Source organism: Thermococcus aciditolerans, assembly GCF_008152015.1.
GTDB classification, from domain to species: Archaea; Methanobacteriota_B; Thermococci; order Thermococcales; family Thermococcaceae; genus Thermococcus; species Thermococcus celericrescens.
The window spans coordinates 367,635-392,843 of sequence record NZ_CP041932.1 but is presented as its reverse complement, the minus strand read 5'-3'; the positions used below and the strand labels follow the sequence as shown (position 1 = coordinate 392,843).

28 protein-coding genes are annotated in these 25,209 nt (G+C 55.8%); 13 read left to right on the top strand and 15 right to left on the bottom strand.

The genetic code is table 11. The annotated features are described in order from the left end of the window. Positions 1-123: 123 nt before the first annotated feature. From FPV09_RS02080 to FPV09_RS02060, 5 genes are all read right to left on the bottom strand, one after another. A complete protein-coding gene (locus FPV09_RS02080) occupies positions 124-771 on the bottom strand; it encodes a hypothetical protein (protein ID WP_148882194.1) in 648 nt (215 codons plus the stop codon). An 84-nt stretch (positions 772-855) separates the two neighbouring features. Then, on the bottom strand, positions 856-2,097 hold the full coding sequence (locus FPV09_RS02075; RefSeq protein WP_148882193.1) for a sugar phosphate nucleotidyltransferase: 1,242 nt from the start codon (positions 2,095-2,097) through the stop codon (positions 856-858). A 190-nt stretch (positions 2,098-2,287) separates the two neighbouring features. Beyond that, the gene (locus FPV09_RS02070; RefSeq protein ID WP_148882192.1) at positions 2,288-2,557 is read right to left on the bottom strand and encodes a MarR family transcriptional regulator; all 270 of its coding nucleotides are present in this window, start codon (positions 2,555-2,557) and stop codon (positions 2,288-2,290) included. A gap of 9 nt (positions 2,558-2,566) precedes the next feature. Continuing rightward, positions 2,567-4,543, bottom strand: a complete 1,977-nt coding sequence (gene feoB / locus FPV09_RS02065) for a ferrous iron transport protein B (RefSeq protein WP_148882191.1) — start codon at positions 4,541-4,543, stop codon at positions 2,567-2,569. 10 nt (positions 4,544-4,553) lie between these two features. Beyond that, complete coding sequence (locus FPV09_RS02060; protein ID WP_148883608.1) at positions 4,554-4,781, bottom strand: FeoA family protein; 228 nt, start codon at positions 4,779-4,781, stop codon at positions 4,554-4,556. Between the two features lie 221 nt (positions 4,782-5,002). Between FPV09_RS02060 and FPV09_RS02055 the strand changes: the two genes are divergently transcribed. Genes FPV09_RS02055 through FPV09_RS02045 form a run of 3 tightly spaced genes read left to right on the top strand, consistent with a single transcriptional unit; the run spans position 5,003 to position 7,210 of the window. Beyond that, positions 5,003-5,365, top strand: coding sequence for a DUF4870 domain-containing protein (locus FPV09_RS02055; protein WP_058939655.1), 363 nt, complete (start codon positions 5,003-5,005; stop codon positions 5,363-5,365). A gap of 37 nt (positions 5,366-5,402) precedes the next feature. Continuing rightward, positions 5,403-6,203: a 7-cyano-7-deazaguanine synthase gene (locus FPV09_RS02050; RefSeq protein WP_148882190.1), complete on the top strand. Its 801-nt coding sequence runs from the start codon at positions 5,403-5,405 to the stop codon at positions 6,201-6,203. Continuing rightward, on the top strand, positions 6,200-7,210 hold the full coding sequence (locus FPV09_RS02045) for an AIR synthase family protein (RefSeq protein ID WP_148882189.1): 1,011 nt from the start codon (positions 6,200-6,202) through the stop codon (positions 7,208-7,210). Before FPV09_RS02050 ends, FPV09_RS02045 begins: the two co-directional genes overlap by 4 nt. On the opposite strand, the gene FPV09_RS02040 is transcribed toward FPV09_RS02045, so the two are convergent. Together FPV09_RS02040 and pepQ are read right to left on the bottom strand one after the other, a co-directional pair. Beyond that, a complete protein-coding gene (locus tag FPV09_RS02040) occupies positions 7,197-8,270 on the bottom strand; it encodes an mRNA surveillance protein pelota (protein WP_148882188.1) in 1,074 nt (357 codons plus the stop codon). The two genes, FPV09_RS02045 and FPV09_RS02040, sit on opposite strands and share 14 nt — an antisense overlap. A 55-nt stretch (positions 8,271-8,325) precedes the next feature. Continuing rightward, positions 8,326-9,372 (bottom strand): Xaa-Pro dipeptidase PepQ, encoded by a 1,047-nt coding sequence (pepQ, locus tag FPV09_RS02035; RefSeq protein WP_148882187.1) that lies wholly within the window; start codon positions 9,370-9,372, stop codon positions 8,326-8,328. A 123-nt stretch (positions 9,373-9,495) separates the two neighbouring features. Between pepQ and FPV09_RS02030 the strand changes: the two genes are divergently transcribed. Genes FPV09_RS02030 through FPV09_RS02015 form a run of 4 tightly spaced genes read left to right on the top strand, consistent with a single transcriptional unit; the run spans position 9,496 to position 12,796 of the window. Continuing rightward, complete coding sequence (locus FPV09_RS02030) at positions 9,496-10,155, top strand: HAD family hydrolase (protein WP_058939650.1); 660 nt, start codon at positions 9,496-9,498, stop codon at positions 10,153-10,155. A 48-nt stretch (positions 10,156-10,203) separates the two neighbouring features. Then, positions 10,204-10,470 (top strand): 50S ribosomal protein L35ae, encoded by a 267-nt coding sequence (locus tag FPV09_RS02025; protein WP_148882186.1) that lies wholly within the window; start codon positions 10,204-10,206, stop codon positions 10,468-10,470. 46 nt (positions 10,471-10,516) lie between these two features. Then, positions 10,517-11,653, top strand: coding sequence for a tRNA (guanine(10)-N(2))-dimethyltransferase (locus FPV09_RS02020; RefSeq protein ID WP_148882185.1), 1,137 nt, complete (start codon positions 10,517-10,519; stop codon positions 11,651-11,653). Between the two features lie 48 nt (positions 11,654-11,701). Further along, on the top strand, positions 11,702-12,796 hold the full coding sequence (locus FPV09_RS02015) for a VIT1/CCC1 transporter family protein (protein WP_148882184.1): 1,095 nt from the start codon (positions 11,702-11,704) through the stop codon (positions 12,794-12,796). On the opposite strand, the gene FPV09_RS02010 is transcribed toward FPV09_RS02015, so the two are convergent. The 5 genes from FPV09_RS02010 to FPV09_RS01990 all read right to left on the bottom strand — a co-directional run bounded on the left by FPV09_RS02010 (position 12,793) and on the right by FPV09_RS01990 (position 15,383). Further along, positions 12,793-13,191: a type II toxin-antitoxin system VapC family toxin gene (locus FPV09_RS02010; protein WP_058939638.1), complete on the bottom strand. Its 399-nt coding sequence runs from the start codon at positions 13,189-13,191 to the stop codon at positions 12,793-12,795. The genes FPV09_RS02015 and FPV09_RS02010 overlap by 4 nt on opposite strands. Continuing rightward, positions 13,178-13,399: a type II toxin-antitoxin system VapB family antitoxin gene (gene vapB / locus FPV09_RS02005; protein WP_148882183.1), complete on the bottom strand. Its 222-nt coding sequence runs from the start codon at positions 13,397-13,399 to the stop codon at positions 13,178-13,180. Before vapB ends, FPV09_RS02010 begins: the two co-directional genes overlap by 14 nt. 47 nt (positions 13,400-13,446) lie before the next feature. Next, on the bottom strand, positions 13,447-14,847 hold the full coding sequence (locus tag FPV09_RS02000; RefSeq protein WP_148882182.1) for an MATE family efflux transporter: 1,401 nt from the start codon (positions 14,845-14,847) through the stop codon (positions 13,447-13,449). A 91-nt stretch (positions 14,848-14,938) separates the two neighbouring features. Then, complete coding sequence (locus FPV09_RS01995; RefSeq protein WP_148882181.1) at positions 14,939-15,127, bottom strand: 50S ribosomal protein L37e; 189 nt, start codon at positions 15,125-15,127, stop codon at positions 14,939-14,941. Positions 15,128-15,152: 25 nt separating this feature from the next. After that, positions 15,153-15,383, bottom strand: a complete 231-nt coding sequence (locus FPV09_RS01990) for an LSm family protein (RefSeq protein ID WP_014011940.1) — start codon at positions 15,381-15,383, stop codon at positions 15,153-15,155. Between the two features lie 154 nt (positions 15,384-15,537). On the opposite strand from FPV09_RS01990, the gene glyS reads away from it, so the two are divergent. From glyS to FPV09_RS01970, 4 genes are all read left to right on the top strand, one after another. Beyond that, entirely contained in the window at positions 15,538-17,250 is a 1,713-nt protein-coding gene (gene glyS / locus FPV09_RS01985) for a glycine--tRNA ligase (protein ID WP_148882180.1), read from the top strand. A gap of 30 nt (positions 17,251-17,280) precedes the next feature. Then, positions 17,281-17,781: a DUF402 domain-containing protein gene (locus FPV09_RS01980; RefSeq protein ID WP_148882179.1), complete on the top strand. Its 501-nt coding sequence runs from the start codon at positions 17,281-17,283 to the stop codon at positions 17,779-17,781. A gap of 1 nt (position 17,782) precedes the next feature. Beyond that, complete coding sequence (locus FPV09_RS01975; RefSeq protein WP_148882178.1) at positions 17,783-18,067, top strand: DUF167 domain-containing protein; 285 nt, start codon at positions 17,783-17,785, stop codon at positions 18,065-18,067. Between the two features lie 103 nt (positions 18,068-18,170). Then, positions 18,171-19,277 carry an aromatic amino acid transport family protein gene (locus FPV09_RS01970; RefSeq protein ID WP_148883607.1) on the top strand — a complete coding sequence of 369 codons (1,107 nt, stop codon included), beginning with the start codon at positions 18,171-18,173 and terminating at the stop codon, positions 19,275-19,277. A gap of 55 nt (positions 19,278-19,332) precedes the next feature. On the opposite strand, the gene FPV09_RS01965 is transcribed toward FPV09_RS01970, so the two are convergent. Both FPV09_RS01965 and FPV09_RS01960 read right to left on the bottom strand, forming a co-directional pair. After that, a complete protein-coding gene (locus tag FPV09_RS01965) occupies positions 19,333-19,467 on the bottom strand; it encodes a hypothetical protein (RefSeq protein ID WP_246112291.1) in 135 nt (44 codons plus the stop codon). A gap of 193 nt (positions 19,468-19,660) precedes the next feature. Then, positions 19,661-20,665, bottom strand: a complete 1,005-nt coding sequence (locus FPV09_RS01960) for a phosphorylating glyceraldehyde-3-phosphate dehydrogenase (RefSeq protein ID WP_148882176.1) — start codon at positions 20,663-20,665, stop codon at positions 19,661-19,663. A 156-nt stretch (positions 20,666-20,821) separates the two neighbouring features. Here FPV09_RS01960 and FPV09_RS01955 point away from each other — a divergent pair, with 156 nt between their 5' ends. Continuing rightward, the gene (locus FPV09_RS01955) at positions 20,822-21,580 is read left to right on the top strand and encodes a molybdopterin-binding protein (RefSeq protein WP_148883606.1); all 759 of its coding nucleotides are present in this window, start codon (positions 20,822-20,824) and stop codon (positions 21,578-21,580) included. A 65-nt stretch (positions 21,581-21,645) separates the two neighbouring features. Continuing rightward, positions 21,646-22,473 carry a translation initiation factor eIF-2B alpha/beta/delta subunit family protein gene (locus FPV09_RS01950; protein WP_148882175.1) on the top strand — a complete coding sequence of 276 codons (828 nt, stop codon included), beginning with the start codon at positions 21,646-21,648 and terminating at the stop codon, positions 22,471-22,473. A gap of 38 nt (positions 22,474-22,511) precedes the next feature. Here FPV09_RS01950 and FPV09_RS01945 read toward each other — a convergent pair whose 3' ends face one another. Next, complete coding sequence (locus tag FPV09_RS01945; protein WP_246112290.1) at positions 22,512-25,091, bottom strand: CBM96 family carbohydrate-binding protein; 2,580 nt, start codon at positions 25,089-25,091, stop codon at positions 22,512-22,514. Between the last annotated feature and the right edge of the window lie 118 nt (positions 25,092-25,209).

Genomic DNA, 25,209 nt, shown 5'->3' with positions numbered 1-25,209 from the left:
CCACCAAAGTTGCAATAAGACTCCATGAGAATTGAAACGTCATAAGGTAGTTGCTGAAGGCCATGTAAGCGATTGCGTTGCAATAAGACCCCCAGAGAATTAGGAGACAAAATCAAAGGGAAATCACTCCCATTCTCCCATGTCGAAGGGATACTTCGTCTTCAGCACTGCTATCGTCATCAGTCCCGCGCCTATATACTCCATTATGATGTCCCTAATCTTGTTGTTTATCGGCTCGTCCACGTGGGGCAGTATGGTGAGCGAGGCGGCGAGCTCTATGAACTCCCACAGGACGCCGATTATGAGAAGCGCCCCCATCGAGTACTTGACGATGGTCTTTGCACTCCAGCCCTTGTTGTTGATCCCGGAGTATTCGAGGGCTATCTTGGCGAATATCGTCCACATCATCAGGCCGCCGAGGGAGTGGCCGATGATGTCGCCGTTCTCATAGACGTTGTACAGGTCAACGTTGAGTATCGGAACGTTGAGAAGCGTCACGTGGAAGAGGAAGAATATCGCGACGATTATCATGACGCCGTTGTCGTATATCGGGCTTATCCACGGCCATATCCTTCTGCTCGAGTTGGGGTAGAACTTCCTGACGGAGAGGGCGAACAGCAGGACGATCAGGGCGAATATCGAGGTTCTGAGCTGGGTGTCGCTGTTGTGCACTATGGCGTTGACAAAGTCCAGAAAAATCATGAATATTGCCAGCGCCAGTACGACATCCTCCCCACAGCTCAGCTTCCTCTCTTTGTAGAATTCCGACATGGTCCTTCACCTTTAACTAAGTAACGGGTTCGGAGGTAAAAAGTTAATGGCCGAAGGTCGGGAAGGAAAGTGTGAAAAAAGAACTCAGAAGAGCCACTGGTTCTCTATGCACTCGTCACAGGGCGGCTTTTCTCCCGCTATGGCCTTGAATTTGGTGTAGATACACTCCGGCAGGCCGAGCGGGCAGCGGTCCGGGGTGACGCCGGGCCTGACCTTGGTCGGGTCGAGCTTTATCTTGATGTATGCCTCGTACTCCTCGACCTTCTTCCACGGCAGCACCTTGGCCCCGTAGATGACAAGGTTGTCGTAAATCTTGGCGTAGTCGCCGACGACTGCGGTCTCCTTGAGTATGACGTTCTTTCCGACGACGACGCCCTCTCCGAGGATGCTGTCCTTTATCTCGGAGCGCTCCCTAACGATGTCGTTGCCTATGAGTATGGCGCGCTTGAAGTAGGCTCTGTCCTCGACAACGGTGTTCGGGCCTATGTACGTGTAGGCCTTTATCTTGACGCCGTGGCCTATCTTAACCCCCTCGTCGATGTAAACCGGCCCCTGTATCTCAACGTCCTCTGGGACTTCGGCACCCTCTTTGATGACGAAATAGCCGTTCTCCTTGGCTATCTCATCCATCGCAACCTGGTGGGCGTAGAAGAGGTCGTCCGGGGTCCCGAGGTCGATCCAGTAGTATCCGCGCGGTATTTTGTGGGCGTAAACAAGTCCCCTGGCCACGTACTTCGGGAGAACCTCGCGCTCGAAGTAGACTTCCTTGTTCTTCGGAATCTCCTCCAGAACCTTCTTGTTAACCATGTAGATGCCCGCATCGACGAGGTTGGTGCGGGGCCTGTGGGGCTTCTCCTCGAAGTGGGTGACCCTCCCGTCGTCGTCCAGCTCGACGACTCCGTACTTCTCCGGGTCATAGACCTTGGTAACCGCGACTGTTATGAGGCCGTCGTTCTCTTTGTGGGCCTTGATGAGCTCCCTGAAGTCGAAGTTCGTGAAAACGTCACCGTAGATGACCAGAAAGTCGCCATCCACGTAATCCTCCACGTTCTTGAGCGCCCCACCTGTTTCGAGCGGCATCGGGTCATTGACGAACCGTATCGTTTTGGGGTAGTCGGCCATCTTTTCGTCGATGAACTCCCTTATCTCTCCCCTCATGTAGTGGACGGATAGGATTATCTCATCGATCTCCTGGATTTTCTCCAGGCTCTCAAGGAGGTACTGAAGGTTTGGCTTGCCAAGAACCGGGATCATGGGCTTAGGTCTGGTCGATGAAAGCGGCCTTAACCTCGTTCCAAAACCGCCAGCAAGAATAACTGCCTTCATGGTATCACCGTTTACCCTTTCAACAAAGGGTTTTATATGTTTTACGGGCATAAAATATATAACCGGCGGTGGCAGGTTTAACTGACGGTGAAAAGTTCAAAAAATCCGGGTTTAAGCCTCCACAGGAGTGTTTTGCCCCAAAAATCAAGGTTTAACCGCGGAAAAAAAGATAAGTTCTGTAAAGGCCCTATCACGGTTTCAATGCCCTGTTCTTCCCGCCGAGCCTGAAATCTGAGAGCTGATATACCTTCCCCTTAAAGCGAAAGCAGGCGCCGGGGCAAACGCTCTTAAGGGGGCAGGTGGCGCAGGCGCTCTCCCCCGCTTCCACCCGCTCCAAGTAGCCGAGGTCGGCCAGCACCTCCATGGCGCCGACGACCTCGTCCCTCGGAACGTCCAGCTCCCGGGCTATCTCGTCTATGCTCCTCCCTTCCTCCAGCAGTTCCAGGATCCTCTCCAGCATTCTAACACCTCAGTAGCCCAGCGCCGTCCCCACGTTCCATATCAGAATTCCAACGAGCGACGCGAGGCCGATCATGTAAACCACCGTGAAGGCGGCCCATTTCCAGTTGCTCTCGGCCCTAACGGCGCCTATTGTGGCTATGCACGGGACGTAGAGGGTGGTGACCATGCCAAGCACGTAGGCCTGGAGCGGTGTCATTGCTCCCACTATGGCCTCCTCGCTTCCGTAGATTATTCCGTAGGTTGATATGACGTTCTCCTTGGCGATTATCCCGAACAGCAGGCTAACCGCCGCCTTCCAGTCGAGGCCCATGAGACGCATGTACGGCTCGAAAAACATACCGAGCCTCTCCGCGTAGCTTCCTCCGGTGCCCATCCCCACGGGATAGCTGCTGAGGTACCAGATGGCCATCGAGCCGAGCAGGATTATGGTTCCCGCCTTCTTTATGAACTCCTTGCTCCTCTCCCATGAGTGGAGCGTCACCGTCTTCCACGACGGGATGAGGTACTCTGGCAGCTCGATGATGAACGGGCTCTCTTCGCCCTTGATAACGAACCTGCTCAGGAGCCAGGCCACGAGGAGGGCAAGCAGCACCGCCGTGGCGTAGATGCTCACCGCGACGAGCGCCTGGTGACTGGCAAAGAAAGCCCCCGCCAGGAAGCTTATGACGCTCAGCCTGGCGCTGCAGGGTATCAGCGGGTTGACGAGCATGGTCAGCAACCTGTCCCTCTCGTCATCGAGCGTTCTGGTGGCCATCACGGCGGGGACGTTGCATCCGAAGGCGAGCACCAGCGGGATGAAGCTCTTGCCTGGCAGGCCGAACTTCCGCATTATGCGCTCCATGACCACGGCCGCCCTGGCCATGTATCCAACGTCCTCGAGGATGGAGAGGGCTAGGAACAGCAGGAAGACGAGCGGGAAGAAGCTGAGCACGGAACCGACACCCGCTATGATTCCATCGACCAGGAGTCCCCTCAGAGCCTCGTTTGCTATATGCGGCGCGAGCCATTCCCCGAAAGCTGTGAAAGCATCGTCGAGGTATCCCTGGAGGGGCAGCCCGACGGCAAACACGAATTTGAACATGAGGTAGAAGACGCCGAAGAGCATGAGGAGGCCGTAGACGGGGTGGGTGAGGAACCTGTCGAGCTGGTCGCTGAAGCTCTCGCCTTCCACCTTTGTGTACCGCACAAAGCGGTGCATGAGCCTGTCGATGAACTCGTACTTCTGGCTGGCTATTATAAGGTCCATCGCGCGCTTGTAGCGCTCTTCAACCTCCGCTATGTGCCCCATGATCTCGTCGAGCTTCTCACTCCCGAGGTGCCGGAGGATGAGCTTTATGACCCCATCGTCGCGCTGAAGGAGCTTTATCGCAAGCCAGCGGAGGTTGTACTCCTCCCCCAGTTCGGTGCCCTTGAGAACCGCCATTATGTGCTCTATCTCCCTCTCGACCTCCGGGTCGTACTGGGGGATCACGGGCCTCTCCTTCAGCATCCCGTTGGCCATCAGGTGTATCTTCTCCTTCAGCTCGTCGAGGCCGGCGCCCTCCTTTGCGCTCATCGCCACGACGGGAACGCCGAGAACCTCCTCCATCCTCTTCACGTTTATCTCGATACCGTGCTTCTCGGCCAGGTCTATCTTGTTGAGGGCTATGATAACGTTGTTGAGGCCCATCTCCAGTATCTCCATAGTGAGGAAGAGGTTCCTCATGAGGGCAGTTGCGTCGATGACGTTCACGACCACATCGGCGCTCCCCTTCAGGAGGAAGTCCCTCGCGACGAGTTCGTCGATGGAGTGGGCCGTGAGGGAGTACGTGCCGGGGAGATCAACTACAAGAAACTTCTGCCCCTTGTATTCCAGTATTCCCTCCTTCTTCTCGACCGTGACGCCGGGCCAGTTGCCAACGTGCTGCCTCAGCCCGGTCAGTGCGTTGAATATGGTCGTTTTTCCGACGTTGGGGTTCCCTGCAAGGGCAATGACCTTCATCATGACGGCCACCTCACAGTTTTCGTATCATGACCTTCGTCGCCATTCCCCTGCCGATAGCGAAGCGCACGCCGCCGACGGAGATGATTATCGGGCCGTACTGGTGGGACTCGATTATTTGAACCGTCGCTCCGGGGGTGAGGCCCATGCCCACAAGCCGCTGCCTTGCGGTGGGGCCGCCGAGGATGTTCACCACAATCCCCCTGTCCCCGGGTCTGAGTGCGTTTAAAGGTACAATCATGAGCATCACCGTTAGGCTTTCCTAATTCGATATTCCAATCCCTCGATGACCTTAAAAAGCTTTGGTGAGCCTAACAAAATCGGGGAGTTCGAAATCAGAAATCCGCGGGTTCTAAGACGCCCCGGGAAGGTGTTCCCAGGGGATGCGGAATTTAAAACTTCGGAAAGGTATTTAAGGGATTGGAGAGAATACAACAAGTTGAATTTCGGAGGTGTGTTATCATGGAGGAGACTCCACCTGAAGAACCCAAGAAGACGTCCCTCGGCATGGATGAGAACCTTGAGGGACTGCTTGCCTATCTCGCCTGGTGGATTACAGGGATAATATTCCTGGTGCTTGAGAAGGAGAGCGATTTCGTCCGTTTCCATGCTATGCAGTCGACGATAACCTTCATAGGCATCACGGTGCTCCAGGTGATCCTCAGCTTCATCCCGTACATAGGGGGCATTATCGCCTGGCTCCTGGGAATCGTGGGCTTTATCCTCTGGATCCTCGGCATGGTGAAGGCCTACCAGGGCGAACGCTACAAGTTCCCCATCGTCGGCAACCTGGCCGAAGAGTGGATGGAAAAGGTCAACGTCTGAGGCTTAGCTTTTTAAGCCTCCTTTTTTACCTCACCTCATGAGGGGCATCGAGAGCGTCGTTGAGGAGATAGCGAGGTTTTCCAGGGAACACGGGCTTTATGAAAAACGCATACTCGTCATGTTTTCGGGCGGAAAGGACAGTTCACTGGCCCTCCACATCCTCAAGGAGGCAGGTCTTGAGGTCTCCGCGCTGACCTTCTTCCACCGCTGGAGCTGGAGGGAAACGCTCAACTGGGCGATGGGTTTTACCAAAAAACTCGGAGTTGAACACTACCTCGTTGATGTTACCGACGGGCTTCTTCGCGAGGCGGCCGGAAGAAAGGGGCCAATCTGCATAAACTGCAAGAAGGTCATGCTCTGGAACGCCAAATGGTTCGCCATCAACAACGGCTTTGACGTCCTTGCCAAGGGAGACAACGCCAACGATAAGATAATAGGTGCCCTCCTGGATCAGTGCGCGGGAGATATAAGGCTCTGCGACATACCGAGGATTGGGATTCCATTCTTCAGACCCTTAATCAAACACACTGCCGAGGAAGTCGAAAGGCTGGCCGATGAGGTGGGGATAAGACCCTACCGCATGTACGAGCACGCGAGGAGGCGGCAGTGGAGGGAGGGCTGTCCGCTCCAGTACATAGACCGTGAGGAGGTCGTCACGGAGGAGCTCATGAACCTGGCCTTCAGGGTGAACTACGAGGTGAGCAAAATCGCCCGGGCAAGAAAGGTTCGCGTGAGCGTCCGGGTGCCAAGCTTCGAGATAATGTGCTGGGACTGTGACGAGGGAACCCTCAGGGAGGTGGAGAGGGTTACCTCGATGTTTGGGGGGAAAGGAAAATGAGGCTTCCTCTGGGGAAGATACGAAACGACGTCCTGCACGATGTTGTATTCCCAAACCTGGGCGTGGAGGATATGAAGGTGGTATACGGGCCCAGGGAGGGCTTTGACTCGGCCGTCCTCGAATACGACCACGACCACTACCTTGTAGTCGCCACCGACCCCACCCTCGGCGTTCCCAGGGAAACCTTTGGATTTTTCTCGTACCACTTCGCGGCCAGCGATGTGGCGGTTTTCGGGGCGAGGCCGAGGTGGCTGGTGGTTGATATCCTCCTTCCCCCCGGAAGCGAGAAGGGCTTTCTCGAAAAGACGATGCGCGACTTAAACACGGAATGCCGGAAGTACGGGAGCACGATAATCGGCGGCCACACGGGCGTTTATCCGAGCGTAGCCGAGCCCACCTCAACGACCACCGCCATGGGTCTTGTGAAGAAAGACCAACTGAGGCTTCCGCTTGCAAAGCCCGGCGACAGAATAGTCGTGACCGGCAAGGTCGGTCTTGAGTTCGCGGTCTCCGCGGCGTACTTCCGGGAGGACGAGCTTAGAAAGCTCCTCTCTTTCAGGGAAATTCAGCTCCTCAGGGGGCTCTACCGCTTCGAAACCGCGGTTCCGGATGCCCTCGCGGCCGGACCCTTTGTCAGGGGCATGCACGATGCCACAGAGGGTGGTTTAACTGCCCTCCACGAGATAGCCGACAACTCCGGGGTCGGCTTCACAGTTCACGCAGAGAAGCTCCACCTGGACCCCCTCGTGAGGAAGGTCCTCGACTTCTACGGCCTCGATCCGTGGGGCGTTTCGTCCACCGGCACGGTGATAGCGATAACCCCCCCGGAAAACATAGATTCCCTAATTAAAGAATTCAATAAAAATGGAATTGTTGCATTTGAACTCGGCGAGTTCACCGCCGATAGGAAGCGCATCCTAATCGAAAACGGGGAAGAAAGGGAGTTTCCAACGTTTAAGAGCGACCCCTACGTGGAGCTGTACAGCAAAGAACTCATTTCACCCTGAACCTCAGCAGCGCCGCCAAGCCTCCGAGGGCCTTCAGCTTGTCGCCGCCTTCGTGCTCCGAGCTTACCACGACCACCTCGCCGCGGGAGTAGCGAACCGCGTCCATGAGCTCCTCTATCTTCTCCCTGTGCTCCCCCTTCAGGAGCTCGTCGAGAACCAAGAGCGTCTCAACCGCGCCATAATTGACGGCCTCTTCAACCTCTCTGAGACCGTAAGCGGCTAAACCGTTGTTCCTGGCCACGTTTTCAAGCACCTTCTCGACGAGCTGGACCTCCTTGGCCACGCGGTTCTCGTGATAGACCTTGTCAACCGTTCCACGCTTGATAACTTCGTAGATACCCGTTCTTCCGGTCACGCTCGTGTCCTCTATGACCACCTTCTTCGCCAGCTCGGGATAATTCTCGCGCAGGAACTTGTAGAAGTCCTCCTTGACGAAGCCAGGGCCGGCAACTATGGCCCGCTCTATGCCCTCGCGGCTGATTATCTCCTCCATGCTCTTCGCCACATCGTGGAAGAACTTCTTCTCCTCACTCTCGCGGTTGGTGCTGTACCTCTTCCCCCCGAGGTTGTAGCGTATCCCCTTGAGTATCTCGACGCCGTATTCTCTGATTATCGCCGTGTCAGCTTCGCCGTCGTCTATGACGACTATCATCACGCGCGCTCTCTTAGAAGCCTCCACGGCTTCCTTTAGCCTTTCGATGTGGTGCTCCTTCCAGCGGGGCTTCTGAATGGTTACCACAGTGCCTTCCTCTATCGCTATCGTGTGGTACTTGCCGAGGGGGACGTCGTCCCTGCTGGCGTAGACTATCGGCCCGGTAACGCGGACCTGGTTGGCGAACTTGTGAAAGTTTATCTTCTCGGCCCTAACCCCAAGGAAGACGGGAATGACCTCGACCTTTTCTGCCCTGAGCGAGTCCGAGCGCTGGGCCTGCTTTCTGAGGGTCTTTGCGTAAACGGTATCCCCCGGGTCTATGATGTGGTAGAGGTGCCAGAGATCATCGAGGGTCTCTGCCTTGACCTTTATCTTGCCCTCCTTGACGTCCTGGTGGATTATCTGCACTCTCTCACCCCCGAGAAAAGTTAGCCGATGGCCTTTAAAAAGTTGTTAGAGAGGGTTAAATGAGTTCCCTCTCCGTCTTGGTGAGCCTCTCAGCGCCGTTCTCCGTGATGAGGATGGTGTCCTCGATGCGGACGCCGCCGAACTTGGGCAGGTATATTCCTGGCTCAATGGTTATCACCATTCCCGGCTTGAGCTCCGTATCGTCCTGCTGGCTCACGCGGGGCCATTCGTGTATCTGAAGTCCGACGCCATGTCCAGTGGAGTGTATGAAGTAGTCACCGTAGCCGTACTCTTTGATGACGTCCCTGACGAGGGTGTCGAGCTCTTTGGCCGTCATGCCGGGCCTGGCCGCCTCGACGCCTTTCCTCTGGGCCTCGAGGACGGCGTAGTAGATGTCCTTCTGCTTCTCGTTCGGACTGCCCACGACTATCGTCCTCGTGGTGTCCGAGTGGTAGTGCCTGTAAAGTGCTCCTTCGTCAATGACAACCAGGTCTCCCTTCTCTATCCTCTTGTCGCTGGCCAGGCCGTGTGGCAGGGCCGCCCTCCAGCCGCTGGCTATTATCGTGTCGAAGGCCGGCTTTTCGGCACCGTTCATTTTCATGACGTACTCCATCTTCGCCGCTATCTCCCTCTCGCGCTTGCCTTCACTTATCTCCTCAAGCGCCGCCATCATGGCCATGTCCGCTATCCCGCAGGCGGCCTTTATGACCTCAATCTCCTCGGGAGTCTTGATTATGCGGAGCTCCTTCACCACGTCATCGACTGAGACGAAATCCGCGGCGCCCACCTTCTCCCTGAGTGTCTGGATGGTTGAGAAGCTCGTTCTGCCCTCTATGCCAAGCTTCTTCAGCTTGAAGGAGGAAAGCCTCTCGTAAAGCTCCTTTCCGGTCTTGAATTTTTCGACGGGAATCCTGGAGGTTTCCCTTGCCTCCTCGTACTCCAGCTCCGGGACGATGAAGATGGCATCGTCAGGGGTAACGACGAGGTAGCCGCCGAGAACCGGGGAGCTGCCGGTGAAGTAAAAGATGTTCTCTTTCCCGGTAATTAGAACTCCATCGAGCTCGTTTTCGGATATGAACTCCTTAAGCCTGTCAATCCTCATCTTTTAATCACCGGGCATTTGTAATCGTCATTGCAATAAAACCCTTTCGGCAGACCACCGACGAAAACCCGAGGCTTCTCGTTTCAGGAAAAGGTTATAATCCCGCGGGGGGGTACTAGGTGCATGGCGGTTTATCTGTTCGACTTTGACGGGACCCTCGTGGACAGCACGGGCGCGGTTGAGAAGGCCCTCCGCATAGCCATCGAAAAGACCGTCCCTGCAGTCATTGAGAGCGACCTGTACGAGGACTACTATAAGGCCCTTGCCCTGTTCATCAAGGGTCGGCTCACATACCAGTACCTCGGGGTTATACACGAGCTGGTGGCACAGGGAACTATACACGAGTACTACAAGCTCATGCCCCGATACATCAAGGACTTTCCCCACTCCCGGAACGTCGTCCGAACGCTGAGAAAACGTGGACGCTATGTCATCAGCTTCTCCGGCGAGCACACCTACCCCGGCGGAAAGGTCATCTTCATGAAAAGGACAAACTGGTACGACGAGTTCGATGAGGTGATAACCTTCAGGGGTACCAAGGACATGCTCAAGAAGTTTGAGAACCTGCGCGAACTCTATCCCGACGAGCCCTTTGTCTGGGTGGACGACAGCCCGAGCAGGTTCACTTACATACTGGATGAGAACACACTCCTCGTTCAGAAGGCATCGCCGTACAAGAGCGACGTCGCTCTCCTCTTCGAGAGGCAGAACTTCCTCAAGATCAAGTCCCTCCGGGAGATCCTGGAGATAGACGATGGGCTCTCCGCCTGCACTGAGGGATAAAACTTAAAAATGCCGCCGGATGAACCCCCTTCGCTGGAGGTGGGGACGATGGCCAGGGGAAAGGCTCTCGTCCTTGCCTACGCCGGGACGAAGGAGCACCAGGACAACCACCACATGATTCTGAAGCCCCTCGGCATCGACGACAGGAGCACTGCTTCGAGGCTCATAGGCAGGAAGGTCGTCTGGAGGACTCCAACCGGCAGGAGAATGTACGGCAAAATCCTCAGGACGCACGGCAACAGGGGCGAGGTTAAGGCCTACTTCAAGCCAGGACTGCCTGGACAGGCAGTCGGTGACTACGTCGAAATCCTCTGAGCGCAACCCTTTAAACCTCCCAACCTTTTCTTTCTCCGGTGAGAGAATGGAGTTCGTCGAGGTGCGCGAGGGTCTTGCAAAAATCCTTGTCCCAAAGGCAGAGAGGATATACGACGCCCCGGTCTTCTACAACCCGGTCATGGCGCTGAACAGGGACATAAGTGTCCTGGCCGTGGGGGTACTCACACCACGGACCGTTCTCGATGCCCTCTCGGCCACCGGAATCCGGGGCATCCGCTACACCCTCGAAACCCCCGCCGAGGAGGTCTGGCTCAACGACATAAACCCCGATGCCTTCAACCTGATTCTGGAAAACGTCCGGCTGAACCTTGGCGTTGATGGGGAGAGGATAGGCGAGAAGAGGTTCTCCTTCGGAGAAGAGAAGAGGGTTGTGGCCAACCTCGACGACGCTAACAGGCTCATGGCCGAGAAGTTCAGGTACTTTGACTTCCTCGACCTCGACCCCTTCGGCTCTCCCCTGGAGTTTCTCGACACCGCTCTGAGGAGCGTCAGGAGAAGGGGCATTTTAGCGGTCACCGCCACCGACACCGGCGTCCTCTGCGGGGCCTACCGGCACGCCTGCCGCAGGAAGTACCTGGCGGAGCCGATAAGGGGCGAGCTCTGCCACGAGGCGGGTTTGAGAATACTCATCGGAACCGTTGTCAGGTACGCCGCCAAATACGACCTCGGCGTCGAGGTTCTTCTCGCCTACTACCGTGACCACTACTTCAGGGCCTTTCTGAGGCTCAAGAGCGGCGCGAAGAAGGCCGACGGGAGCATTGAAGGGCTCGGCTACCTGTGGCAGGATGAAAACGGCAGGTTTGAGTATGAGAACTCCTTCCTGCCCAGAAAACCGGGCTCATACGGCCCCCTCTGGCTCGGTCCGCTAAAGAGCCAGGGGTTCGTTGACGATATGCTGAAGCTGGCCTGGGAGCACCCCCTCGCCCACAAGAAGACGCTCCCGTTCCTCGAAACCCTCGCGGGGGAGCTGGACACCCCCTTCCACTACGACACCCATGCCCTTGCTAGGAGGAACAACCTTCAGGTCGGAAAGCTCGCGGAGATAATCGAGATTCTCCGCGATAAAGGCTACTCTGCAACGAGAACCCACTTTTCGCCGATGGCCCTGAAGACGGACGCGCCCTTTGAGGAGGTGCTGGAGGCTCTAAAGGCCCTCCAGTAACCGATATTCCTTTAACCTCAGCCGCCGTTCTTTCCAGGGGGTGAGGGAATGGACGAGATGCTGGAATTAGCGAGAGGCTTTTATAAGGACGAGTACGCCGATTCGGTTCTCTACGCCCAGCTGGCCAGGATAGAGAAGGAGGAGGATATAAGGAAGGAATTTCTTCGGCTCTCAAATATAGAGTCAAAGCACGCCAAGTTCTGGCACGACTTCATAAAGCGGCATGGGGGAGAGGTTCCAAAGCCTTCCGTGAAGAGGCTCACGATCTTCAGCGTCAAGCTCCTCAGGAGACTCCTTGGACCGGGTTCGGTCGCCTCGCTCCTTGAGATGGGCGAGAACAGTGCGATACAGAAGTACTTCAAGTACCTCACGACCTACGCCGAGGGGTTCAGCGAGGATGAACTGAGGGAGATAAAGGACGTCATACTGGACGAGCTTGAGCACGAGAAGTTTTTCTACGAGAGCAAGGAGCGCTTCCACGTCGAGAATACCCGCGACCTCGTTCTGGGCATGAACGACGGGCTGGTTGAAATCCTCGGTGCCGTCACGGGTCTTTCCGCCGTGTACCCGAACAATCCGCAGCTCGTCGGAATAAGCGGCCTCATAGTCGGTGTAGCGGGTGCGCTCTCGATGGCCATAGGCACCTTCGTCTCGGTCCGCTCTCAGAGGCAGATTAAGGAATCCATCCGCGACAGGATGGAGGTCCTCTTCAGAGTTTCGCCGGAAAGGGCGGCCGAAGAGCTTGTGGAGAAGCTCGTCGAGGGAGGAATGCCCGAGGAGGTTGCGAGGGAGGTCGCAAAGGAACTCGCAGACAACAGCGATGCGATTATGCAGCTCCTCCTCCCGGAGGCGGAGGAGAACGAGATAAGGGCGGCGCTCTACACGGGTCTCTCGTACCTCGTCGGCGTTGCCTTTCCGGTTACGCCGTACTTCCTCGCCTCCAGCTCGCTGACGGCCCTTCCCTTCTCGATACTGCTGGCGGGCTCTGCCCTAGCGATAGTGGCGACCCTGATATCGCTCCTCTCCGGAATCTCAATCAGAAAGAAGGTCGCGGAGATGGTGGCAACCGGCCTGGGTGCCGCTTTCCTGAGCTATCTCTTCGGTCGTCTCATGGAGGTTCTCTTCAACGTCTCGGCGCTTTAGAGGTAGACGACCTCAACGCCGAGTTTCTCCGCTATTTCTCCCTGCTTTTCGTCGCTGGTGGCAAGTTCGCCATACTTCAGGGCCTGAGCGATGTAGAGGGCGTCATAGATTGGGATTCGGTGGTTAACAGCTATCCCCCTTGATTTCTCCAAATACTGCATTCCACTCTCAAGAACGACGACGTTCGGGAGAGCATCCACAACCTTTGATCTCTTATTGAACTCCTCCCGGGATATCTCACCGTAGAGGACGTGATGTTTCCAGAGGGCGTTTGAAACCTCTGCCAAGGCATAGTCAAGTGAGACGACGTCTTTAAAAAGTAGCTCCTCTACCCGTTCCCAACCGGGTTCAAGGAGAATGTACTTCGCAAGGACGGAGGCGTCAATTGCTATCACGGTCCTCCCTCACGTATCTTTTTGCGGTTCCTTCTTTAGCAGGAGTTCCCCCAGCGAGCAGCTCGTGCATCATCTCAATGGTTCTTCTTTTCTCCTCTTCGTTTATTCTCAAAACTATGAACGCCCTTATCTCCTCGCTCCAGTTAATGTCGTACTCCTTCATCTTGGCCTTTAGTTCATCGGGAATACGGACGCTTATCACAGCCATGCAACCACCATTTACAAAAACGCATTACAAAGATATAAACATTACTGTCATACCTTCACGTATTTCCACTTCCCCCTCTTGAACGCCCACCAGAAGAGGGCCGCGGTCGTGAAGGTTTCGAGGCTCATCGCTATCCACGCGGCTATGACGCCCAGACCCCCAAAGGTGAAGCCGGGGAAGGTTACGCCCAGTATCTCGAAGGGAGGTATTGTAAAGCCGAATCCGAGGAGGTACGCGGGCACTATGCGGAAGAGAAGCTTGCTGACGGCGGTGATGTACATCGGCGTCTTGGTGTCCCCTGCTCCCCTAAGTGCACCGCCGAGGACGAAGAGCCAACCGAGGGGAATCTCGCTTATTCCGACTATTATGAGGTATATGCTCGCCAGCCTCATGACCTCGCCGTAGTTCGGGTCGCTCGGGCTTATGAAGGGCATGACGAGGTAGCGCGGGAATGCTATAAGTACGAACGCCATGACCGCCATGAACACGCCGACCATCTTGAGGGCCTCATAAACGGTGCGCTCCGCCTTCTCCGGGTTCCCCTCTCCAAGACCCTGGCCGACGAGGGCAGAGGTGGCGACGTTGAAGCCGAAGGCTGGCATGTAAGCTATGCTCTCCACGCGGAGGCCAACCTGATGGGAGGCAAGGGCCACGGTTCCAAAGCGCGTGACTATGCTCATGTATATGAAGTTGTAAAAGCTAAATATCCCGCGCTCAACCATGGTGGGGATTCCTATGCGGAGTATCCTTCCTGCCATGTCCGGGTGGAAACTCCAGCTCGGCCGGAACCTCAGCACGAGCCTCCCGCTCCAGAGGAGATAGAGACCGATGAGGAACGAGGTGGTGATTCCTATGCCCGACGCCCAGGCGGCGCCGACAGGGCCAAGCTCGGGAAAACCGAGCTTTCCGAATATGAGGAGGTAGTCGAGGACCGCGTTTACCACGTTCATAAGGATGCCGAGCTTCATGGGTGTCTTCGTGTCTCCGGCGCCCCTGAGGGCGGAGAAGGCCGTAAAGCCGGCGAATCGAATTGGATAGAACGCGAAGAGCACCTTTATGTACCTGTAGCCCTGGGCAACGACGTCGGGTTTTGCCCCCATTATCCTCAGTATGTCGTCACCGAGAACCCACCCGAAGAGCATGACCGGGATTCCCAAGAGAAACGCCAGATAGAGGCTCTGCTCCAGTGCAAGAACGGCGCTCTCCTCGTCCTTCGCCCCAACGAACCTCGCCACCAGCGCGAGGGTTCCCGTTGCAACCGCCGCCATGATGGGCATCATGAACCAGCTCACCTGGCCACCGAGGCCAACCGCGGCCAGGGCCAGGGCGCCGAGCTGGCCGACCATCATCATGTCAACTAGGTTGAGAAGCGTCTGGGAGATGTTGCCCATTATTGCTGGCCACGCCAGCTTCCATAGCCCCCGCTGGTCCTCGTTGAGGTGAATCATTAAGACGTCCCTCTAAACGATAAAGCTAACGTTGAAGTTAATAAGGATTGTGGTCCGAGAAGGGTCGTGGATCAAAGGAAAAGAAAAGGGTTCAGAGGAGGTTCCTCTTCTTCTTCCACTTGTGGGACCAGCGGTACTTCCTCATGCGCCTGCTCCTGCCGAAGCCGCAAGCGGCGCAGTAGCCCTTCCGGACGTTGAAGGCGCGCCTTCCGCAGCGCCTGCATCTAATGTGAGTTGGAGTGTGGTTCCTCTTGCCCTTTGGTTCGGTTCCCGCTCCCATGGTATCACCTCGCTAAGCCACGACTTCACTCAAGCTCAACCGGGGAGATGGCGAGAACGTTGTCTCCCCTGATGACGATTTTACCGTACCTCTTAACTTCCTCGCCCTCCTGGATGAGGGCGGCGTCCGCAAGGACGACGTTCAGGTGGATGTCGTAACCGATGAGCCTGCCCCTGAACTCCGAACCCCTCTTGAGGAGCACGAGGACATCCTTGTCGAGGGACTTGTGGATAACGTCGAGTGGTCTTTCCGCCATTTTCACGCACCTCCAAATAATCAAAGCTCGTAACGATAACGAGGGAAACGGTTTATAACTCTTTCCGTCCGCGGACGGGGCGTTGGCAATTAGACAACGACACCCCCAAAAGCTTTTTATGAAATGGCCTTACTCCAGTTTCAGGTGGTGAGTAATGGGAGAGAAGCCCGACAGATACGAGATTCTTCAGGATTTGATGAGGAGAAGGGGCTTTGCATGGGGCAGCTTTGAAATCTACGGCGGCTCACGCGGATTCTATGACTACGGTCCGCTCGGTGCGACGATAAAAAGGAAAATCGAGCGGAAAATACGGGAGGCCTTCCAGAGGGAGGGCTTCTTCGAGCTGGAAACACCGGATATAACCCCCGAGAGGGTCTTCATCGCGAGCGGTCACGTTGAAAAGTTCGTTGATCCGCTGGTTGAGTGTAAGAAGTGCGGGGCCCGCTTCAGGGCGGACCACATAGTGGAGGAGGCCCTTGGAATAGACACCGAGGGTATGAGCGCCGAACACCTCACCGAACTCATCCGCGAGCACGGGATAAAGTGCCCCGAGTGCGGCGGTGAGCTCGGTGAGGTCTGGTACTTCAACCTCATGTTCGAGACCAAGATCGGCCCCTACGGCGACCAGAAGGGCTACCTGAGGCCAGAAACTGCTCAGGGCATCTTTGTGAACTTCAAAAGACTGAACGCTTTCGCCAGGAACAGGCTCCCCTTCGGCGTTTTCCAGATAGGCAAGGCCTACCGCAACGAGATTTCACCGAGGCAGGGCATGCTCCGTCTGAGGGAATTCACCCAGGCGGAGGCGGAGATATTCTTCAACCCGAAGGAAACGGAGCATCCCCACTTTGACGAGGTCAAGGACGAGGTTCTGCGCCTTTATCCAATAGAGCACCAGCTCAAGAACCTCGGCACGACTGAGATGACCGCGCTGGAGGCCGTGGAGAAGGGCTATATCATGAACACCTTCTTCGCCTACTACATGGTCATGGTCAAGCGCGTCCTCCTCGATATCGGCATCCCCGAGGATAAGATACGCTTCCGCCAGCAGCTGCCCGAGGAGCGCGCCCACTATTCGCGCGACACCTGGGACGCCGAGATTCACAGCGAGCGCTTCGGCTGGGTGGAGTGCGTTGGAATAGCCAACCGCGGCGACTACGACCTGAGCAAGCACCTGAAGATGAGCGGCGCGGACATGACCGTCCTCATCCACTACGATGAGCCCAGGATAGTCAAGCACCTCAAAGTGAGCCTCAACATGAAGCACGTCGGACCGAAGCTGAAGAAGGACGCCAAGAGGATAAACGACCTCATCCAGAACTGGGACGAGGAGAAGCTGAGGAACCTGGTTGAAGTCCTGGCGAGGGACGGCAGAATCACCATCGAGGGCTACGAGCTGGAAAAGGACGACTTCATAATCAAGGAGGTCGAGGAGAAGATAACGGGCGAGAAGATAGTTCCCCACGTCCTTGAGCCGAGCTTTGGAATAGATAGGCCGTTCTACCTGCTCCTTGAGAACAGCCTCGTCATAGAGGAGGACAGAACCTATCTCAGACTGAAGAAGGACATGGCGCCGATTGAGGTCGCAGTTCTGCCCCTCGTCGCCAAGGAGCCCCTCAAAAGCATAGCCTACGATGTCTTCAGGACGCTCCAGAAGGCCGGCTTCATAGCGGTCTACGACGAGAAGGACACCGTCGGCAGGCGCTACATGCGCTACGACGAGATAGGAACGCCCTACTGCGTCACGATAGACAACCAGACGCCCGAGGACAACACCGTTACGATCCGCGACCGCGACACGAGGGAGCAGACGAGGGTGAAGATTGAAGAGCTGCCGGAGAAGCTCAGGGAGCTGATTTTCGGGGAGTAATCCTCCACCCAACTCTTTTTGGTGTTCCTGATGAAAATCCACCTCCTCTACCGCCGTCTTCCGAACAGACTTCTTGAGAGGCACGACGATATCGTGGCCGACTTGGGAGACATCATCGTGGCCAAGTCCTGCTTCGAGGGCATGCTCGCCCCTCTCAGGGTGAACGGCGTTGAGGTCATCAAAAACGGCTACCGCATGCTCTACTTCGCCTTCATCGGAGAGAACTACGACATCCTGAAGGTCTACGACAGGGAAGGCAACTTTCGGGGGCTTTACATCGACGTTCTGGCCTACACGAGGCGCGAAGGAAACACCCTTGAGATGCTCGACCTCTTCCTCGACATCTTCGTCTTTCCGAGCGGGGAAGCCTTCCTCCTAGACGAGGGCGAGCTTGAGATGGCACTCAACTACGGCGTGATTGACAAAGAGACCCTCGACTTCGCCTACCGCGTTGCGAGGGAAATCCTCGAAAAAATTAAACGGAAGGAGTTCCCGCCTGATATCGTGTGGGAGTACGACTGGAGGGATTGACGTGAAGTTCCTGAAAGAGACCAATGACGGAACGCTTCTCTTGGTCTATGTCCAGCCGAAGGCCAAGAAGAACGAAATCGAGGGGATAGATGAATGGCGCGGAAGGCTGAAGGTCAAAATAAAAGCCCCACCGGTTGAAGGAAAGGCGAATAAAGAACTTGTGAAGTTCCTCTCGAAGCTTCTCGGTGCGGAGGTCAGCATCCTGAGGGGAGAGACTGGCAGGGAGAAGAACCTGCTGGTGAGGGGCGTGGGTTCTGAGGAAGTTCTGAAAAAACTTGGACTCTAGTGTGCTCCTCTGTTCTGCCCTCGTTCTTTTAATTCACCACGGAACAGTCCTTTCCAGACAAAGCTTAAATCCATGAATCCTGCTTCAATCATCGGTGGTGCTCATGAAGAGGCTCACTCTGGCCGAGGCAAGTGCGATTCTTATTGGAACTCAAATCGGGGCGGGCGTTCTGGGCCTGCCGTATGCACTCCGGGAGGCCGGCTTTGCCGGAATCGCGGTTATAATTTCGGTTGGATTCCTCACTCTGCTGACGGCTCTGTTCGTGCTGGAGCTCGCGGTTCACAGAGGCGGCACAATGACGTCGCTGGCACGGGATACCCTTGGAAAGGCCGGCGGCTGGCTCATGCTGGCGAGCATCTCGGTTCTTAGTTATGGAGCCCTCATAGCCTACATCGCCGGAAGCGGCGACATACTCTCGTCCCTCACGGGGATCAACGGCACAATTGCGGCGGTAATCTTCTGGCTGGTCATGAGCTGGGTAGTTTTCATGGGGCTCAAAGCCTCGGGAGAGGCTGAGCTGGCACTCAATTTCCTCTTGTTGGGTGCCCTTGCGGTTGCAGTGGTTCTGATGCTTCCGAAGGCAGACCCTGTGAACATGACCAGCGTAGACCCTTCAGCAATCGTCTCCGGAATCGGCGTTGCCATATTCGCCTACGTCAGCCACATGGTCGTTCCAGAGATGTACAAGGGGCTTGGAAGCGCGGAGAAGACCAAAAAAGCGGTCCTCATTGGCTACCTCGTGCCGATGGGATTCTACGCCCTCTTTGTCCTGGCATTCGTCGGCGCACTTGGAGCGGACACACCACAGCTGGCAACTTCAGCCCTCGAGAACTACTACGGCTCCCTCGGAAAAGTCCTGGGTCTCGTTCTTCCGCTGGCGGCCATAAGCACCAGCTACATCGGTATAGGCTTTGCCCAGATGGACAACCTCCGGGAGGCGTTTAATCTTGAGAAAAGGACTGCATGGCTGCTCACAGTTCTTCCGCCTCTGCTGATATACTTCGCCGGGCTCAAGAGCTTCGTCAGTGCTCTCTGGCTCGCCGGAACCTTCGGCGGACTGCTTTACGCCGGAATCCTGCCGGTGGCGATGTACCTTAGAACAAGAGACGTCCATCCCCCGAAGTGCGTCCGGATTCCCCACGGGATAGCTTACTTTGCAGGCGCGCTGTTTCTCCTGGTGTTCATCTATTCGGTCGCTTCGCTCGTCTGAATCTTTCTTTTTCCCATCAAATGCACCTAAATCATGAAAAAATGAAACAACCTCATCAGACCCTGAGCCTGCCCTCAAGGCTTATCCTCGCCTCCCCGCCGACCCAGGGCCTTTCACCTTCAAACTCAACGTACACCCTGCCCTCGCGCCTCAGCGCATGCCCCTGCTCGAAGACATAGCTATCCTTCACGAGTTTCTCGGTGAGCCTTAGATAGCCCGCGAGGATTCCACTGGCCGTTCCGCTGACCTCCTCCCCGCCTTAGCTAGGGGTTTCAGTGAGTTAACCCTTCGCTAGCGGCATCGAACCGGGAATCGGAGGTCTGACCTCCTCCCCGCCCTAAAGGGCGAGGCTTTCAAAAGAAAAATGTAAAAGGCTTGCGGCGTCACTTCAGAACCCCGAGGCTCTCGTTCGTCTTCTTTATGCTCTCCCACTTCTCGGCCATCTCGAACATGGCCCTTATCGCGTCTATGTTCTCCGGAACCACGTCGCTCTCCTGGTGGACCGCCTGGATGTAGAAGAGCCTTCCGTTTCTCACGCTTACGCTCTCCTTCCAGACGGCTATCTCGTAGAGGTTGTTCCACTCCCGGTGGAGGTCGCGGGCGAATTCTATGAGCTGGGCCGTGCTGTCGAAGCCATTCTCCTTCTCGAAGAGGAGAACCCTTGTAGTGTTCTCGAAGATATCAACGACGTCCTCGGCCTCGACCGGCTTCTTCAGCTCGACCATTACGCTGTGAACGTGCATGAGCGTGGTCGGAACGACGAAGGCACTCGTTTCAATGTTAATCGGAATTACCGTCTGGACGTCCGGGCCGTGGTGCGAGGGAACGGCAACGCTCGGGGTTATGGCGTTAACCGGGCCGCGCTTGGCGTCGTTCGGGTCAGCCGCGCGGCGAATCATGACCGCGTAGACGTAGTCGATGTACTCCTGAATGGCCGAGAGCGTCCTCGTTAGGCCCGTCGTGTTGCAGGAGACGACGCGGACGTAGTCCTTTCCCAGAGCTTTTTCGTAGTTGGCCTGGGCCACGAAAGAAACCTCCGCAGTGGTGGCCTTCTCACCGCCCTGGAAAATCGCCTTAACGCCGGCCTTCTCGTAGAGGGCCTTGTTCTTCGCCCCCATTCCTCCAGGGGTGGCGTCAACGATGACGTCAACCTCATTGAGGAGGTCTCTGAGAGTTCCGGCAACATCAAAGCCCGCCTTCTCAAACCTCGGCAGGAACTCCTCGCTCGCGGCGTAGACAGGGATTCCAAGCTCCATCGCGCGGTAAGCCTCAAAGTCCGGCTTCGTCTTGGTGACACCTGTGAGCTCCATGTCGTCCTGTTTCGTTACGGCGTAGGCGACGCGCTTTCCAATTGTTCCGTATCCATTGACTCCAACCTTCACCTTCATGCTACCACCGGAGAATTTTACCGCGATAAAATACTTAAACGTTGTTTTCACTCGTGGTGAAAACTGCTATTGAGGGTACTGGATTTTTACATTTTCCTGCAAAGGAATTCCGCTGGGGTTATAAGCAGTTCCCCTGAAAATCCATCGGTGATTGTGATGTTCGCCGAGATACTCACGATAGGCGATGAACTGCTCACCGGGAACACCGTGGACAGCAATTCCGCCGTTATTGCCCAGAGGCTCACCGAGAAGGGCTACTGGGTGAGGAGGAAGACGACCGTTGGCGATGACGTCGAGGAGATAAAGACCGCCGTTCGGGAAATTCTCGCGAGAGGGCCGGGGGTTCTGGTCATTTCCGGCGGCCTCGGGCCGACCCACGACGACGTTACGATGCTCGCCGTTGCAGAGGCTCTGGGGAAAAATTTTGTCCTCTGCGAACCGTGCCTTAAAAGGATCAAAGAGTTCTACCGCGAGCTTTACGAGAGGGGTCTGATAGATGACCCCGAGCTTAACGAGGGAAGGAAGAAGATGGCCTACCTGCCCGAAGGTGCGGAACCCCTTGAGAACCGGGAGGGGGCGGCGCCAGGAGCGTACATCGAGCACGAAGGGGTCAGGATATTCGTCCTTCCGGGGATGCCGCGCGAGATGAAGGCAATGCTTGAGCGGGAAGTCCTCCCCCGCCTCGGCGAGAGGAAGTTCCTCCAGAGAAAGCTGTTGGCTGAGATAACCGACGAGAGCAAGCTGGCGCCGATTCTCATCGAGGCGCTCAAAAGGTTCCGTGTGAGGATACACTCATCGCCGAAGGGCTTCGGCAGGTACATCGGCATCATAATCTTCGGCGAGAGCGAGGATGAGATAGAGAGGGCCAAGGCTTTCATGGAGGAGCAGGGGGTTCGCTTCGAGGAGGGCTGGTAGCGAAACGCTGATAAGGGAAAAGGCGAATTAACCGCGTTCCGGGCCAATAACGCAAGGTGTTGCCCATGCTTCCCCCCGAGGTTCGTTCAATCATAGAGGAGATGAGGGCCGAGAGAATCAGAGGCGCCAGCTGGCTGGCCAGAAGGGGCGCCGAGGCATACATACTCCTCTCCGAACTCCTTGAAGGGGAAGAGCTTGAGAGCGCCCTGAGGGAGATGAAGAGGGAAATCCCGGCCGTCAACGGTACGATGGCTTCGCTCTACAACCTCGCGAGATTCATCCAGATAACAGGTGATCCGGATTGGGTGAGAGCGAAGGCAGAGGAGTTCATCAGGCTCGGTGAGGAGGCAAAGCGCGAGATAGGCAACATCGGGAGCGAGCTGATAGACGAAAACGAGGTTGTAATCACACACTCATTCTCCTCGGCCGTTCTTGAGATATTCAAGGCCGCACGAAGGAAGGGAAAGCACTTCAGGGCCATCCTAACCGAGAGCGCGCCCGACTACGAGGGAATAGCCCTCGCGAGAGAGCTTGATTCCATCGGGGTTCCCTTCGAGGTGATAACGGACGCACAGCTCGGTCTTTTCGCAAAAAAGGCCACCCTCACCCTGGTCGGTGCCGACAACGTTACCCGCGATGGGGCGGCGGTGAACAAGGCCGGAACCTATCTCCTCGCCCTCGCCTGCCACGACAACGGTGTTCCCTTCTACGTCGCCGCCGAGAGCTTCAAGCTCCATCCGGAGCTGAGCTCCGGTGAGGTTGAAATCGTCGAGAGGCCCTACGTGAGGCAGGGCTACAGGGTAAGAAACATGCTCTTCGACGTTACCCCCTGGCGGTACGTTAGGGGCATCATAACGGAGTTTGGGATTCTGGTGCCCCCGAAGGAAATCTGAAGGCCGACGCGAAAAATCAGAAAGGGAAGAAAAGAGGCTCACTCCTGGTGGGCCAGCCAGAGGAGGGCACCTTTGATGAAGGGCCAGTTGCTCTTGATGTACTTGAAGTTGTAGCTGTCGCTGAGGGCCTTGCTTGAGCCGTAGGCAACTATTCTGCCGGTGCCGAGATCAACGGCGGCCGCGATAACCGGGTTGGTGCCCTTTATCCTGACGACCTTTCCGTCGGCATCGACTGAGTAGCTGGTGTCGTAGCCTTTGATGAGCCACACTGCGGTGCCGCCTATTGTGAGGGTGTTGCCGTTGTAGTACATCGTCCAGTCGTCTGGCACGAATTTCATGACCGGGTGTGCCTTGTTGTATATTCCAACGAACGGATAGTAAGGCCTGCCGCTGTTCTGGTCGTCGTCCATGAGCTCGTCCGGGTTGAAGGTTATTCCATAGTCACCGACTATCTCGTTGAAGTTCTCGACGTTGGCGTACTTGTACCATTCGCCCGCTATTAACAGGCCTCCGCCGTTCTCGACGTACTTTTTGATGCTCTCAATCTCGGCGGGCGTAAAGTCGTCCTTCGGGTCGGTGAGTATCACAACGTCGTACTCCTTGAGTAGGTCGTATGTGAGCGGGAGCTGGTTTATCTCCACCTCCCAGCCGAGCTCGCTCTGTATCTTGTCCACGAGGTAGCTGACACCGGCTTCGTTAATGTAGTACTGCCCATGGGAGGCATCGATAAGCACCTTGGGGATCGTTATGGTAATGTTCATGGCGGGTGTCTGCTGGCTGGCGTTCTGGGTTGTGTTGGTTGGAACTCCCGCGGTCTCATTGCCAGGGATTGCCCCTGTTTCAGTTTCATTTCCCGGTTCTTGCATCTGCTGAGCGGCCTTTATTTCCTCCAAGGCCCTCTGAAGGTGGGGCAGGAGGAACTGGATTTCCTCCTTGACATCCTCGCCAAGGAACAGCGCCTTACGCAGGTGTATCATGGCGGGGAGGTAGAACCCAGTCTTATCAGCGCGGTTCTTGAACTGCTCGTAGAGCGAGTACTCTTCCATAACCTCAGACATGCTGTCGTTTACCCAGTTAATCTTGTCCGCGACGTCGCTGTCGAAGGATACCCCGTAGCTGACGAGCTCTGAGACCGTGTTGGTGAAGTTCTCGTAGAGATTCTCAAGGTCTGAGAGCCTGGAATCGTACTGGCGGCTATAATACATCGTCAGGCCGTAGGAGACGGTGTTGGGGTTGGGAACAACTTTGTAATCGTATATCCTCTCATCAGTAATGCCCCAGTCCGCAGTGAGTATCTGTATGTCAATCCTAAGTTCACCAAGATCCCTTGGGGTATATATGAATGACTCCTTAATGCTACCCCCACTCTCAATCCATCTGGTGATGTTTTTAATCTCCATCCCGTTGGCGTAGACAACAAATGTCACGTTGTCGCCCCTTTCTCCGTTGTTTGTAACGGTCACCTCAAAGTTCATTGAGATTCCTCTGACTGCACGGTCTGGTTTGACGACGTCAGATATATGTATGGACGGAATGTAAAGCTCGTAATCGGTCGGGTAGACCTCAATAACGTCGTACTTGTAGCCTATGCCCTCGACGTACTTCAATATGTTGCCCGCAGTGACGTCCATTATGCCATAGTAATCGTAGAGGGTGAGGCTTCCGGTGTCGTCGGCTATGGTGATGCTCTTCCCATCAACCTCGGTAATCCTGACCCACTCCAGCCTGACGCGCATGCTCTGGTAGGCGTCGCTCATGTTGGTAACCTCAATCACAACGGGCTCTGGAAGCCCGGAGGTTCCAACCACCTTGTAGCTCGGGTTGGATATCTCGTAGAGCCCCTTATAAGCCGCGGTGGTTCCGTTAACCTGGACGACGTCACCGACTTGCACAGAGGGAGTACTTCCAGTGTAAACGTAAATTCCGCTGTTGGGTTCGGTGCCGTTCTGGATGAAGAAGCCGGTGTTACGGGTGCCTATAACAACACCGCTGGTGACAACGTATTTGTCCTCTTCCCAGTTCTCCCTTATCTCCCTGATGGACTGGTACTGCGGGCCCTCAGGGACATAATAGACCACCTCAAGGTAGGGGTGGTTTCCGTACTTGCTCTCCTTGGAGTTGTAACTTATGCTCTCCGTGACCTTGCCCTCAACGTCCGATATGAGGACGAAGCTGGCGACCTTGTCTCCGGAGAATTCGGCCTTAACGAAGTCCGTCACGTTCCAGACGGACCAGTGGTACCCATCTGTATCAACGAGGTCCTTATCGAGAAGCTCCCCTGCAGAGGGCTTGGTGTTCCAGGTTATAGAATCCTCGGTCCAAGAATCGTCGGAAACTGCATAGGCGCTTATGTTAACTGGGGTTGAGTGAGCCCCGCTGTAGGTGTAAGCGCGGAGCACTGCGCTGACTATCACTGCATTGTCCGGGATGCCGGATAGGTCGAACTTGAGATATGCCCTCTCATCCGCGTTGTCCATGTAGTAGGTTCCGACGTAAAGGCTGCCGTAGGAGCCGTAGTTTGAATCTGGAGCGGTGTCCTTGACGTATGCATCATCCGTGGGGTTTATTTGAATCGTCATCACTGCAGCCGAAACCGCGTGAAACGCGACATTCGGCACAATGCTCAAAATCAATAGGGCCATTAAAACGATACTCCATCGCTTCATAGGGGATCACCTGAGAAAAAACGGTATCAATGTATAAATAAGTTTTTCCACCAGTTTCTTGTACCAATTA

Bases quoted from the DNA above. Each gene is read 5' to 3' on its own strand.
- FPV09_RS02080 (WP_148882194.1), bottom strand. From the start codon at position 771: ATGTCGGAATTCTACAAAGAGAGGAAGCTGAGCTGTGGGGAGGATGTC.
- FPV09_RS02075 (WP_148882193.1), bottom strand. From the start codon at position 2,097: ATGAAGGCAGTTATTCTTGCTGGCGGTTTTGGAACGAGGTTAAGGCCG.
- FPV09_RS02070 (WP_148882192.1), bottom strand. From the start codon at position 2,557: ATGCTGGAGAGGATCCTGGAACTGCTGGAGGAAGGGAGGAGCATAGAC.
- feoB (WP_148882191.1), bottom strand. From the start codon at position 4,543: ATGATGAAGGTCATTGCCCTTGCAGGGAACCCCAACGTCGGAAAAACG.
- FPV09_RS02060 (WP_148883608.1), bottom strand. From the start codon at position 4,781: ATGATTGTACCTTTAAACGCACTCAGACCCGGGGACAGGGGGATTGTG.
- FPV09_RS02055 (WP_058939655.1), top strand. From the start codon at position 5,003: ATGGAGGAGACTCCACCTGAAGAACCCAAGAAGACGTCCCTCGGCATG.
- FPV09_RS02050 (WP_148882190.1), top strand. From the start codon at position 5,403: ATGAGGGGCATCGAGAGCGTCGTTGAGGAGATAGCGAGGTTTTCCAGG.
- FPV09_RS02045 (WP_148882189.1), top strand. From the start codon at position 6,200: ATGAGGCTTCCTCTGGGGAAGATACGAAACGACGTCCTGCACGATGTT.
- pepQ (WP_148882187.1), bottom strand. From the start codon at position 9,372: ATGAGGATTGACAGGCTTAAGGAGTTCATATCCGAAAACGAGCTCGAT.
- FPV09_RS02030 (WP_058939650.1), top strand. From the start codon at position 9,496: ATGGCGGTTTATCTGTTCGACTTTGACGGGACCCTCGTGGACAGCACG.
- FPV09_RS02025 (WP_148882186.1), top strand. From the start codon at position 10,204: ATGGCCAGGGGAAAGGCTCTCGTCCTTGCCTACGCCGGGACGAAGGAG.
- FPV09_RS02020 (WP_148882185.1), top strand. From the start codon at position 10,517: ATGGAGTTCGTCGAGGTGCGCGAGGGTCTTGCAAAAATCCTTGTCCCA.
- FPV09_RS02015 (WP_148882184.1), top strand. From the start codon at position 11,702: ATGGACGAGATGCTGGAATTAGCGAGAGGCTTTTATAAGGACGAGTAC.
- vapB (WP_148882183.1), bottom strand. From the start codon at position 13,399: ATGGCTGTGATAAGCGTCCGTATTCCCGATGAACTAAAGGCCAAGATG.
- FPV09_RS02000 (WP_148882182.1), bottom strand. From the start codon at position 14,847: ATGATTCACCTCAACGAGGACCAGCGGGGGCTATGGAAGCTGGCGTGG.
- FPV09_RS01995 (WP_148882181.1), bottom strand. From the start codon at position 15,127: ATGGGAGCGGGAACCGAACCAAAGGGCAAGAGGAACCACACTCCAACT.
- FPV09_RS01990 (WP_014011940.1), bottom strand. From the start codon at position 15,383: ATGGCGGAAAGACCACTCGACGTTATCCACAAGTCCCTCGACAAGGAT.
- glyS (WP_148882180.1), top strand. From the start codon at position 15,538: ATGGGAGAGAAGCCCGACAGATACGAGATTCTTCAGGATTTGATGAGG.
- FPV09_RS01980 (WP_148882179.1), top strand. From the start codon at position 17,281: ATGAAAATCCACCTCCTCTACCGCCGTCTTCCGAACAGACTTCTTGAG.
- FPV09_RS01970 (WP_148883607.1), top strand. From the start codon at position 18,171: ATGAAGAGGCTCACTCTGGCCGAGGCAAGTGCGATTCTTATTGGAACT.
- FPV09_RS01960 (WP_148882176.1), bottom strand. From the start codon at position 20,665: ATGAAGGTGAAGGTTGGAGTCAATGGATACGGAACAATTGGAAAGCGC.
- FPV09_RS01955 (WP_148883606.1), top strand. From the start codon at position 20,822: ATGTTCGCCGAGATACTCACGATAGGCGATGAACTGCTCACCGGGAAC.
- FPV09_RS01950 (WP_148882175.1), top strand. From the start codon at position 21,646: ATGCTTCCCCCCGAGGTTCGTTCAATCATAGAGGAGATGAGGGCCGAG.